This is a genomic window from Streptomyces sp. NPDC029152 (assembly GCF_055564355.1).
The window spans coordinates 1-10,543 of sequence record NZ_JBVHWR010000013.1; the positions used below are offsets into that span (position 1 = coordinate 1).

Annotated in this window: 10 protein-coding genes; 1 reads left to right on the forward strand and 9 read right to left on the reverse strand. The window is 72.6% G+C overall.

Annotated elements, in window-relative coordinates; all coding sequences use genetic code 11:
* Window positions 1-304 precede the first annotated feature (304 nt).
* On the reverse strand, window positions 305-1,312 hold the full coding sequence (locus ACZ4V6_RS25575) for a stage II sporulation protein M (RefSeq protein ID WP_467831602.1): 1,008 nt from the start codon (window positions 1,310-1,312) through the stop codon (window positions 305-307).
* A gap of 126 nt (window positions 1,313-1,438) precedes the next feature.
* On the opposite strand from ACZ4V6_RS25575, the gene ACZ4V6_RS25580 reads away from it, so the two are divergent.
* Window positions 1,439-2,380 (forward strand): RDD family protein, encoded by a 942-nt coding sequence (locus ACZ4V6_RS25580; RefSeq protein WP_467831605.1) that lies wholly within the window; start codon window positions 1,439-1,441, stop codon window positions 2,378-2,380.
* A 39-nt stretch (window positions 2,381-2,419) separates the two neighbouring features.
* On the opposite strand, the gene ACZ4V6_RS25585 is transcribed toward ACZ4V6_RS25580, so the two are convergent.
* The 8 genes from ACZ4V6_RS25585 to ACZ4V6_RS25620 form a co-directional block, all read right to left on the reverse strand.
* Entirely contained in the window at window positions 2,420-3,058 is a 639-nt protein-coding gene (locus ACZ4V6_RS25585) for a hypothetical protein (RefSeq protein WP_467831607.1), read from the reverse strand.
* Between the two features lie 110 nt (window positions 3,059-3,168).
* Complete coding sequence (gene ahcY / locus ACZ4V6_RS25590; RefSeq protein ID WP_467831609.1) at window positions 3,169-4,626, reverse strand: adenosylhomocysteinase; 1,458 nt, start codon at window positions 4,624-4,626, stop codon at window positions 3,169-3,171.
* Window positions 4,627-4,952: 326 nt separating this feature from the next.
* On the reverse strand, window positions 4,953-5,927 hold the full coding sequence (locus ACZ4V6_RS25595) for a cation diffusion facilitator family transporter (protein ID WP_467831612.1): 975 nt from the start codon (window positions 5,925-5,927) through the stop codon (window positions 4,953-4,955).
* Window positions 5,928-6,074: 147 nt separating this feature from the next.
* Window positions 6,075-7,226, reverse strand: coding sequence for a mannose-6-phosphate isomerase, class I (manA, locus tag ACZ4V6_RS25600; RefSeq protein ID WP_467831615.1), 1,152 nt, complete (start codon window positions 7,224-7,226; stop codon window positions 6,075-6,077).
* Between the two features lie 59 nt (window positions 7,227-7,285).
* The gene (locus ACZ4V6_RS25605; protein WP_467831618.1) at window positions 7,286-8,413 is read right to left on the reverse strand and encodes an SIS domain-containing protein; all 1,128 of its coding nucleotides are present in this window, start codon (window positions 8,411-8,413) and stop codon (window positions 7,286-7,288) included.
* Between the two features lie 61 nt (window positions 8,414-8,474).
* Window positions 8,475-8,645, reverse strand: coding sequence for a Trm112 family protein (locus ACZ4V6_RS25610; protein ID WP_007450268.1), 171 nt, complete (start codon window positions 8,643-8,645; stop codon window positions 8,475-8,477).
* A gap of 270 nt (window positions 8,646-8,915) precedes the next feature.
* Window positions 8,916-10,280 (reverse strand): phosphomannomutase/phosphoglucomutase, encoded by a 1,365-nt coding sequence (locus tag ACZ4V6_RS25615; RefSeq protein WP_467831622.1) that lies wholly within the window; start codon window positions 10,278-10,280, stop codon window positions 8,916-8,918.
* A 60-nt stretch (window positions 10,281-10,340) separates the two neighbouring features.
* A partial coding sequence (locus ACZ4V6_RS25620; protein ID WP_467831624.1) for a hypothetical protein occupies window positions 10,341-10,543 on the reverse strand: 203 nt, incomplete at its 5' end.

The window sequence follows — 10,543 nt, forward strand, 5'->3', positions numbered from 1 at the left end:
TCCTTTTCCGATCCGATTTCCTCGGTGCTTTCCAGGTTCCCGCTTCCGCGTTTCCCTTTCCGGCGGTTCCGACTTTATCAGAAGTTCTGAGCCGGTCTGACCGGCCGTTCATTTCCGATTAATCGGGAGGATGGCTTCTCCGAATACGGAGATCCGGGAGGGAGCCTAGTAGATGTTCACTGTTGTCCTGTGGGATGAACCCACCTCCAGGCAACTGTTTAAATCTACCTCCCCGCTCGCTCCGTGTCAACGGCTCTTGCGGGAACGAAGAGGACACTAGCAGCTCCACCGGGGCCGATGCACATCAGGCGGCCGTCGGCACGGTGGCGCTGCGTTCGGCCGCGTCGACGTCTCCCATGTCGCCGGCGCGTACGGCACGGCCGCCGAGTACGTAGACGTAGGCCAGGAAGGCCAGCTCGGCCGCCACGCCGATGGTGACGCGGGCCCAGGTGGGCAGGCCGGACGGGGTGACGAAGCCTTCGATGGCGCCGGAGACGAACAGGACCAGGGCGAGGCCCACGGCCATGCCGATGGCGGCGCGGCCCTCTTCGGCGAGGGCGGTGCGCCGGGTGCGCGGGCCCGGGTCGATGAGGGTCCAGCCGAGCCTCAGGCCGGTGCCCGCGGCCACGAAGACGGCGGTCAGTTCGAGCAGGCCGTGGGGCAGGACGAGACCGAGGAAGGTGTCGAGGCGGCCGGCCGACGACATCAGGCCGAACCCGACACCGAGGTTGAGCATGTTCTGGAACAGGATCCAGATGACCGGCAGGCACAGGAAGACGCCCAGGATCAGGCAGAGCGCGGCGGCCCAGGCGTTGTTCGTCCAGACCTGTGCGGCGAAGGAGGCCGCGGGATGGCTGGAGTAGTACGTCTCGTACTGGCCGCCGGGCCGGGTGAGCTCGCGCAGTTCGCTGGGGGCCGCGATGGTGGACTGCACCTCGGGGTGGGAGCCGATCCACCAGCCCAGGAGTGCCGCGACGGCGGTCGATACGAGTGCGGTGGGGACCCACCAGTGGCGGGCCCGGTAGACAGCGGCCGGGAACTGCCGGGTCAGGAAACGCGTGACGTCCCGCCAGGAGGCCCGGCGGGTGCCTGTCACCGCACTGCGCGCGCGTGCCACCAGTTGACTGAGCCGTCCGGTCAGCTGCGGGTCGGGGACGCTCGACCGGATGAGCGAGAGGTGGGTGGCCGTGCGCTGGTAGAGGGCGACGAGTTCGTCGGTCTCGGCGCCGGTGAGCCGGCGTCGGCGCCGGAGCAGGGCGTCGAGGCGGTCCCACTCCGCCCGGTGGGCGGAGACGAAGACGTCGAGGTCCATCGGTGTGCCTGCTCCTCGGCTATCGTCGGCGGCTCGTCGTGGATCAGCTTGTCGTACTGCGGCGCGGTGCGTCCTCAGCTTGGCAGACTGGCGGGGACGGGGGCAGGCAGGGGAAGGGCGGCGGGCATGAGTGAGCTGGTGACGGGCGAGGCGGTGGCGCTGGAGCTGCGTCCCGCGAAGCTGCCCAGCAGGGCCCTGGCCGTCCTGCTCGATCTGACGGTGGCCGTGGTCGCCTACGTGGTGTGCACCGTCGCTCTGGTCGCGTCGACCGCGTCCTTGGACACGGCGGCCCAGACGGCGCTGTCCCTCGCCGTTTTCGTCCTGGTGCTGGTGGGCGGGCCGATCGCGGTGGAGACGCTCAGTCACGGGCGGTCACTGGGGAAGATGGCGTGCGGGCTGCGGGTGGTGCGGGACGACGGCGGGCCGATCCGGTTCCGGCACGCGCTGGTGCGGGGCCTGATCGGGGTGGTCGAGATCCTGCTGACGCTCGGGGTGGTGGCCTGTATCGCCTCTTTGGTCTCGGCCCGGGGGCGCCGCGTCGGTGACGTGTTCGCGGGGACACTCGTCGTGCGGGAGCGGGTACCGGTCGCGCCGACGGGTTTCCTGCCGCCGCCTCCGCCGTGGCTGGCGGGGCGCTTCTCGGAGCTCGACCTGTCCGCGGTGCCCGACGGTCTGTGGCTCGCCGTCCGTCAGTGCCTCGTGCGGATGGGGCAGCTGGATCCCCAGGTCGGCTGGACCATGGCGGAGCGGCTCGCCTCCGACGTCGCGGCCCGTACGGGTGCTCCGGTGCCGCAGGGTGTGCCGCCGGCCGCGTACCTGGCGGCGGTGCTGCAGGAACGGCAGGCGCGGGAGGCCCGGCGGACCTTCGGCGGCGGCATGCCCCGGGGCGCGTCCCCTGCCGCGGCGTCGGCCGCGCCCGTGCCGCCGACGCCGCCGGCGGTGTATCCGTCGCCGGTTTCCCCGGTGGCTCCCCCGGTGCTGCCTCCGGCGGCGGCCCCGCGAGGTTCCCGGCCGGCGGTGGACCCGCGCGACGAGCGGCCCGCCACCGGATTCGTGCCGCCGGCGTAGCGGTCGCCGCCGGCGCCTCCCGCCGGGCGCGTCACGGCGTCATCCGCCGGTGCCCGGTTCCGCCGGCGGGAACACGGACGGCGGTGACTCCAGGTCCTCCAGCTCGATGCCGGGGGCCGCGAGTACGACGTCTCCGGCGATGTGCACGACGTGCTGTTCGCCCGTGTCCAGGGCTGTGACCTGGTATTCGTCCACGACGAGAGGGCCGTTGTCAGTGGCGTGTGCTTCTCTGTCCACCAAGGCCCAGGACTGGTCCACGGTGCGGGGGGCGAGGACCGGATCCGTGAGGGCGACGAGGCGTACGCGGGCGGCCGGTGCGGAGGGGGTGAGGCGCAGGAGTCGGGTGGTGGCGACGAGGAAGGCCGGGGACGTGCCGGTGAAGGCGTGGGCGCGCGCATTGCCTTCGGTGGCGTGGACTCCGGTGGGGTCGGTACGGACCCAGGTGACGCCGTCGATGGCCGCGCCGCGCACCTGCCAGTCGGCGGCGTGGAGTTCGAGGCGGATGGGGCGGCCGAGTTCGTCGAGGGCGAGGTCGACGGAGCCGAGGTGGTCTCCGGTGGGACCGGTCAGCCGGGAGACGTAGCGCCAGCCGGAGGGGCCGGGGGCGCACTGGAAGTGTTCTTCCGCGAGGGGGGTGTGGTCGTGCGGATCGTGGAGCGAATAACGGCCGCGGGGCATGGGTGTCCTGGGTGGTGACGGGCTGGTCCGGCCGCTGATGCGGGCGTGGCGCTCATGGGGCAGGCCCCCGGCACGGGGGTGCGGGGGCCTGCCTCGGAGGAGCCGGTGGCTCAGTAGCGGTAGTGGTCCGACTTGTAGGGGCCCTCGACCTTGACGCCGATGTACTCGGCCTGCTCCGGACGGAGCGTGGTCAGCTTGACGCCGAGGGCGTCGAGGTGGAGGCGCGCGACCTTCTCGTCCAGGTGCTTGGGCAGCACGTAGACGTCGGTCGGGTACTCGTCGGGCTTGGTGAACAGCTCGATCTGGGCCAGGGTCTGGTCCGCGAACGAGTTCGACATCACGAACGAGGGGTGGCCGGTGGCGTTGCCCAGGTTCAGCAGGCGGCCCTCGGACAGGACGATGATCACCTTGCCGTCGGGGAAGGTCCACGTGTGTACCTGCGGCTTGACCTCGTCCTTGACGATGCCGGGGATCTTGGCGAGGCCGGCCATGTCGATCTCGTTGTCGAAGTGGCCGATGTTGCCGACGATGGCCTGGTGCTTCATCTTGGCCATGTCCGAGGCCATGATGATGTCCTTGTTGCCGGTCGTGGTGACGAAGATGTCGGCCTTGTCGACGACCTCGTCCAGCGTCGTGACCTGGTAGCCGTCCATCGCCGCCTGCAGGGCGCAGATCGGGTCGATCTCGGTGATGATCACGCGGGCGCCCTGGCCGCGCAGGGACTCCGCGCAGCCCTTGCCCACGTCGCCGTAGCCGCAGACGACCGCGGTCTTGCCGCCGATCAGGGTGTCGGTGGCGCGGTTGATGCCGTCGATCAGGGAGTGGCGGCAGCCGTACTTGTTGTCGAACTTCGACTTGGTGACGGCGTCGTTGACGTTGATCGCCGGGAACAGCAGGGTGCCGTCGCGGTGCATCTCGTACAGGCGGTGGACGCCGGTGGTGGTCTCCTCGGTCACACCGCGGATCTCGGACGCCAGCTGGGTCCACTTCTGCGGGCTCTCGCTCACCGTGCGGGTGAGGAGCTCGAGGATGACGCGGTGCTCGTCGGACTCGGCGGTGTCGGGCGAGGGGACCTTGCCGTCCTTCTCGTACTCGACGCCCTTGTGGACGAGGAGGGTGGCGTCACCGCCGTCGTCCAGGATCATGTTCGGGCCGCCGGTGGGGGTGTTCGGCCAGGTCAGCGCCTGCTCCGTGCACCACCAGTACTCCTCCAGGGTCTCGCCCTTCCAGGCGAAGACGGGAACGCCCTGCGGGTTGTCGGGCGTGCCGTTCGGGCCGACGGCGATGGCGGCGGCCGCGTGGTCCTGGGTGGAGAAGATGTTGCAGGAGGCCCAGCGGACCTCGGCGCCGAGGGCGACGAGGGTCTCGATGAGCACGGCGGTCTGCACGGTCATGTGCAGGGAGCCGGTGACGCGGGCGCCGGCGAGCGGCTGGGCCTCGGCGTACTCCTTGCGGATCGCCATCAGGCCCGGCATCTCGTGCTCGGCGAGGGTGATCTCCTTGCGGCCGAACTCGGCCAGGGAGAGGTCGGCGACCTTGAAGTCCTGTCGCTTGTCGACAGTCGTCATTACGGGCTGCTCCTCGGGTTGGATCGAGGTGGTTACGGCTGACCTGCGCGGCGGCGGACACAGGGGTGCCCCGAAGAGGACACAGGCATGCCCGCGTACGCGCAGCGCAGTCCGTCGGAGGCCCTCTCTCCCTCGGCCGGTCCGTCCTGGGACCGCCCGACCGCCATCAGCAGCGACGTCTGGCTCCGTCCCAAGCTACACCGCCGGCCCCCTCGTCCCCAGTCCGCCTCCGGTGGCTTCCGGTGACTTCCGGTCGTTCCGGGCGTGCGCGAAGCGCGGCCGGGGCCCGCCGAGTGGTTCGGCGGGCCCCGGCCGGGAGGGGGGCGTCAGTGGTGGCCGGTGGCCGGGCCGCCCGGGGTGGCTTCGCGGTCGGGGCCCTTGGCGGCCTCGGACTCGCTGTAGATGTCCGGCTCGAGGTAGATGACGCGGGCGATCGGGACGGCCTCGCGGATGCGGGTCTCGGCGGCGTCGATGGCGGCGGCGACCTCGGCGGCCGACTCGTCGTGCCGGACGGCGATCTTGGCGGCGACGAGGAGTTCCTCGGGCCCGAGGTGGAGCGTGCGCATGTGGATGATGCGGGTGACGGTGTCGCCGTCGACGGTCGCGGCCTCGATCTTGCGGACGTCCTCGGCGCCCGCGGACTCGCCGAGCAGCAGGGACTTGGTCTCGGCGGCCAGGACGAGCGCGATCAGGATGAGCAGGACGCCGATGCACAGGGTGCCGATGCCGTCCCAGACGCCGTCGCCGGTGAGCAGGGCGAGGCCGACGCCGCCGAGGGCGAGGACCAGGCCGATGAGCGCGCCGAAGTCCTCCAGGAGGACGACCGGCAGCTCGGGGGCCTTGGCGCGGCGGACGAACTCCGTCCAGGACTGCTTGCCGCGCAGGGCGTTGGACTCCTTGATGGCGGTGCGGAAGGAGAAGCCCTCGGCGAGGATCGCGAAGACGAGGACGCCGACGGGCCAGTACCAGTGCTCGAGTTCGTGCGGGTGCTTGATCTTCTCGTAGCCCTCGTAGAGGGCGAACATGCCGCCGACCGAGAAGAGCACGATGGAGACGAGGAAGGCGTAGATGTAGCGCTCGCGGCCGTAGCCGAACGGGTGTTGCGGGGTGGCCTCGCGCTGGGCCTTCTTGCCGCCGACCAGGAGCAGGGCCTGGTTGCCGGAGTCCGCGAGCGAGTGCACGGACTCGGCGAGCATCGACGACGAGCCGCTGAAGAGGAACGCCACGAACTTCGATACCGCGATCGCGAGGTTGGCGCCGAGTGCCGCCACGATCGCTTTGGTGCCGCCTGACGCGCTCATGTGTCGCGTTGTCCCTTCGCCTTCGCCTGCGTGAGTACACCGCTGGGGAGGGCCTGGGCCGGTACCGGCTTTGCCCGTCCTTTGCGGTGGGTCATTGTTGCAGCCCGGCCGGGCGCCGGTGCGCCTGATCGGGTTGCCGCGATCCCGTCAGACACGCACGGTGGCGCGGAAGAGCGTGCCGTGGCCGGACACTTCGGCCTTTTCGCCCGCCGGGACGAAGACGGACCGGCCGGGGGCCAGGTCGTGCTCGCCCGCCCGTACGGAGCCCGCCGTGCAGAGCAGGATCTGCGGGGCGTGGAGGGTGAGGTCGTGGGGGGCGGCGCCCTCGGCGAGGACGTAGCGGGAGAGGCGGAACTCGTCGATGGGGGTGTCGTAGACCTCTTCGCCGTCGGGGGACGCCTCCGGGCGCAGGACGCCGGGGTCGCCGGGCTCGAAGCGGACGATGCGCAGGAGTTCGGGGACGTCGACGTGTTTGGGGGTCAGGCCGCAGCGCAGGACGTTGTCGGAGTTGGCCATGATCTCGACGCCGAGGCCGTCGAGGTAGGCGTGCGGGATGCCGGCGCCCAGGTACAGGGCCTCGCCGGGCTGGAGCCGGACGTGGTTGAGGAGCAGGGCGGCGAGGACGCCGGGGTCGCCCGGGTAGTGGTGGGCTATGCCGGCGTAGGGCGCGTAGGCGCCGCCGAGGCGTTCGCAGGCGGCCGCGGTCTCGGCGACCGTGCGGGACATGTCCTCGGGGTCGGCGGTGAGGATCGCGGTGAGGACCTCGCGCAGCGCGGCGTCCTCGGGGTGGGCGCGGAGCAGGTCGGCGTAGGGCTTGAGGGAGGCGACGCCGAGGCCCTCGAGGAGGTCGGCGGTCCCGGCGGGGGCGCGGAAGCCGCACAGGCCGTCGAACTCGGTGAGGGCGCAGATCAGTTCGGGCTTGTGGTTGGCGTCCTTGTAGTTGCGGTGCGGGGCGTCCAGGGGGACCCCGCGGCGTTCCTCGTCCTCGTAGCCCTCCTGGGCCTGTGTCAGGTCGGGGTGGACCTGGAGGGAGAGCGGGGCGCCCGCGGCGAGGAGCTTGAGGAGGAACGGCAGGTGCGGGCCGAACCGGGCGACGGAGGCGGGGCCCAGTTCCTTCTCCGGGTCGGCGGCGACGACCTCGGCGAGGGTGCCCCGGCCGGTGCGGGAGGGGGCGCCGGGGTGGGCTCCCATCCACATCTCCGCCTGCGGTTCGCCGGTCGGTTCGGTGCCGAGCAGGGCCGGGATCGCGGTGGTGGAACCCCAGGCGTAGGGGCGGACGGTGTTGTCGAGGCGGTCCATGGGCTCTCTCTGCCGGTGTGTGCGGTGCTTCTCCTGGTGCGTACCTTGCGGGTACGAGCTCAGGCGCCGGAGGCGAGCGCCAGGTAAACGGCGGTGAAATCCGTGATGGCGATCAGTTCCGCGAGGGTCTCCAGCGCGCCGCCCGCCTCCGGTTCGAGCTCGCTGATCGGCGTCTCGTGGCCGAGGGCCAGGTCGCGGGCGGCGGGGGCGGCGGTGAGGCCGCCGCCGGGGCGGTCGCGCAGGAGCACCACGCGCGCGTGCAGGGCGGGTGCCTCGTCGACGCGGTCGCGGAAGAAGTCGTCGGGGTCCGCGGCGGCGGCGAGACGGCCGGCGAGCAGGGTGCCGTGCGCCGCGAGTGCCTCGGGCAGTTCGGCGACGACCGCGGGGGTGCCGGAGAGCTCGGCGAGCGCGGCGGCGAAACGGCGGCCCGCCGGTCCGGCGGAGGTGCCCTCGGTCCAGACGACGGGCAGGGAGTCGGCCAGCTCGGCCGCCAGGGTCTTGGCGGGGTTGCTGTACGTCACGACGGCGGGCCCGCAGCGTTCGGCGACCTGGTCGAGGCGGTCGGCGACCTTCTCGAGGGCCTCGGGCGGCGCTTCCAGCAGACCGGTGCGGTCCAGCAGCGCGAGCAGCGGGGTGAGCAGCGCCCACAGGACGCCGGGGGCGGCGCCGGCGAGGGGCTCGTCGCGGTCGTAGGGGGCGGTCGCCAACGGGATGAACAGGCCGTGGGAGCCGTTCACCGACTCGCTGAGCGGGGAGCGGTCGGGGGCCACGGCGACGACCGCGCAGCCGCGGCGGTAGGCCTGTTCGGCGAGCAGGGCCAGGCCGGGTTCGGTGCCGTCGGGGGTGGCGATCAGCAGCAGGTCCACGGAGCCGGCCCAGCCGGGCAGTTCCCAGCGCAGGGCGCCCGCGGCGGCCGCCACGCCGGTGGGGGCGAGGCGGGTGACGGGGCTGCCGGCGCCGGCCAGGGTGCCGAGGAGGTCGGCGGCGTGGGTGGCGGCGGCTCCGGGCCCGGCGATGAGGACGGCGCGTGGGCGGCCGTCCGGTTCGAGGTTGCCGATGCCGGTCTCGGCGGCGAGCCGGGCGGCGGTGCGTACGCGGGCACCGGCCTCGGCGGCGCCGCGGAGCAGGCCGCGGCGGTCGGCCGCGGCGAGGCCCTCCGGGGCGTCGAGGAGCGATTCGTCGAGCATGGCGGCAGTCTCCGATCGCCGGGGCGTTCGTTCGGTCGCGGGCGCGGCGCCTGGCCGGCGGTTACTCGGGGCGGCGGGCTTCGTCGACGAGGAGGACGGGGATGCCGTCGCGGACCGGGTACGCCAGGCCGCAGTCCTGGCCGGTGCAGATCAGTTCCGCGTCCTGCTCCTTGAGGGGGGCGTGGCAGGCCGGGCAGGCGAGGATCTCCAGGAGGCCGGCTTCGAGCGGCATGGGGGTTCCCTTCGGGGGCGGTGGGGCTTGTGTGGATGTGCTGGTCAGGGTACCGCCGGTGGGTGGCCGTGCGCCCGGGGTCGGGCCGGCTCGGTGGGCGTCCGGCGAGAGCGCGGGCCGGGGGTGGGGGAAGCGGGCCGGCGCCGGCCGGGTGCCGCTGCGCCCACCCGTGCCGCCCCAGCGGCACGACTGCCCGCAGCTGCGGCGGCTGCGGCGGCCGGGCTCGGCTGCGGCAGCTGTAGCGGCTGCTGCGGCGGCGGCTGGGCTCGGCTAGTTCCGGATGATCGCCAGGGCCTCGTCGCGGATCTTCGTCATCGTCGCCTCGTCGCGGGCCTCCGCGTTCAGGCGCAGCAGCGGCTCCGTGTTGGACGGGCGGACGTTGAACCACCAGTCGGCCGCGGTGACGGTCAGGCCGTCGAGCTCGTCAAGGGTGACGCCGTCGCGGCCCTCGTACGCGGCGCGGATCGCGGCGAGGCGGGCCCGCTGGTCGGCGACGGTGGAGTTGATCTCGCCGGAGCCGGCGTAGCGGTCGTACTGGGCGACGAGGGCGGTCAGCGGGCCGTCCTGCTCGCCGAGGGCGGCGAGGACGTGGAGGGCGGCCAGCATGCCCGTGTCAGCGTTCCAGAAGTCGCGGAAGTAATAGTGCGCGGAGTGCTCGCCGCCGAAGATGGCACCGGTCCTTGCCATCTCGGCCTTGATGAAGGAGTGGCCCACGCGCGTGCGTGCCGGGGTGCCGCCGTTCTCCCGCACGACCTCCGGCACGGACCGGGAGGTGATGAGGTTGTGGATGACGGTGCCCCTGCCGCCGTTGCGGGCGAGTTCGCGGGCGGCCACGAGGGCGGTGACCGCGGACGGGGAGACCGGGTCGCCGTTCTGGTCGACGACGAAGCAGCGGTCGGCGTCGCCGTCGAAGGCGAGGCCGAGGTCGGCGCCCTCCTCGCGGACGCGCTTCTGGAGGTCGACGAGGTTGGCCGGGTCGAGCGGGTTGGCCTCGTGGTTGGGGAAGGTGCCGTCCAGTTCGAAGTACATCGGCACCAGGTCGAGGGGCAGGCCGGCGAAGACCGTGGGGACGGTGTGGCCGCCCATGCCGTTGCCCGCGTCGACGACGACCTTCAGGCGGCGGATGGCGGTGAGGTCGACGAGGGAGCGCAGGTGGGCCGCGTAGTCGGCCAGCGTGTCGCGCCGGGTGACGGTACCCGGGCGGGCGGACGGCTCCGGGGCGCCGGAGGCGCTCCAGCGCTCCACGAGGGCGCGGATCTCCGCGAGGCCCGTGTCCTGGCCGACGGGCGCGGCGCCGGCGCGGCACAGCTTGATGCCGTTGTACCGGGCAGGGTTGTGCGAGGCCGTGAACATGGCGCCCGGCAGGTCCAGCGCGCCGGAGGCGTAGTACAGCTGGTCGGTGGAGCACAGGCCGATCTCGGTGACGTCGGCGCCGCGGGCGGCCGCCCCGCGCGCGAAGGCGCCGGACAGGCCCGGGGAGGAGGGCCGCATGTCGTGGCCGACCACGACGGCGTCCGCGCCGGTCAGCTCGACGAAGGCCGCGCCGAACAGCTCGGCCAGCGACTCGTCCCACTGGTCCGGGACCACACCGCGTACGTCGTACGCCTTCACGATCTGCGACAGATCAGCAGCCACGGCCAACCTTCCTGGGAGTCCTGTCGGAGCCCACAAACTACCCGTACGCACCGGCACGGGTCAGGGCAGCGTCCGGCCCGGGACCGGCGTGGGCCGTCCGACCACCATCAGGCACCTCACCAGCAGCGGGCCGGGGGAGCCGGCGAGGGGTCCCGGTTCCTGGACGTACACGGGCGCCTCCCCGGGTCCCGCCATGCGAAAGCGTTCGCTCGCGACTCCCGGAATGGTCGCGTTCACAGCAAGATGGCGACGGCGGGCGTGCG

Bases quoted from the DNA above. Each gene is read 5' to 3' on its own strand.
- ACZ4V6_RS25575 (WP_467831602.1), bottom strand. From the start codon at position 1,312: ATGGACCTCGACGTCTTCGTCTCCGCCCACCGGGCGGAGTGGGACCGC.
- ACZ4V6_RS25580 (WP_467831605.1), top strand. From the start codon at position 1,439: ATGAGTGAGCTGGTGACGGGCGAGGCGGTGGCGCTGGAGCTGCGTCCC.
- ACZ4V6_RS25585 (WP_467831607.1), bottom strand. From the start codon at position 3,058: ATGCCCCGCGGCCGTTATTCGCTCCACGATCCGCACGACCACACCCCC.
- ahcY (WP_467831609.1), bottom strand. From the start codon at position 4,626: ATGACGACTGTCGACAAGCGACAGGACTTCAAGGTCGCCGACCTCTCC.
- ACZ4V6_RS25595 (WP_467831612.1), bottom strand. From the start codon at position 5,927: ATGAGCGCGTCAGGCGGCACCAAAGCGATCGTGGCGGCACTCGGCGCC.
- manA (WP_467831615.1), bottom strand. From the start codon at position 7,226: ATGGACCGCCTCGACAACACCGTCCGCCCCTACGCCTGGGGTTCCACC.
- ACZ4V6_RS25605 (WP_467831618.1), bottom strand. From the start codon at position 8,413: ATGCTCGACGAATCGCTCCTCGACGCCCCGGAGGGCCTCGCCGCGGCC.
- ACZ4V6_RS25610 (WP_007450268.1), bottom strand. From the start codon at position 8,645: ATGCCGCTCGAAGCCGGCCTCCTGGAGATCCTCGCCTGCCCGGCCTGC.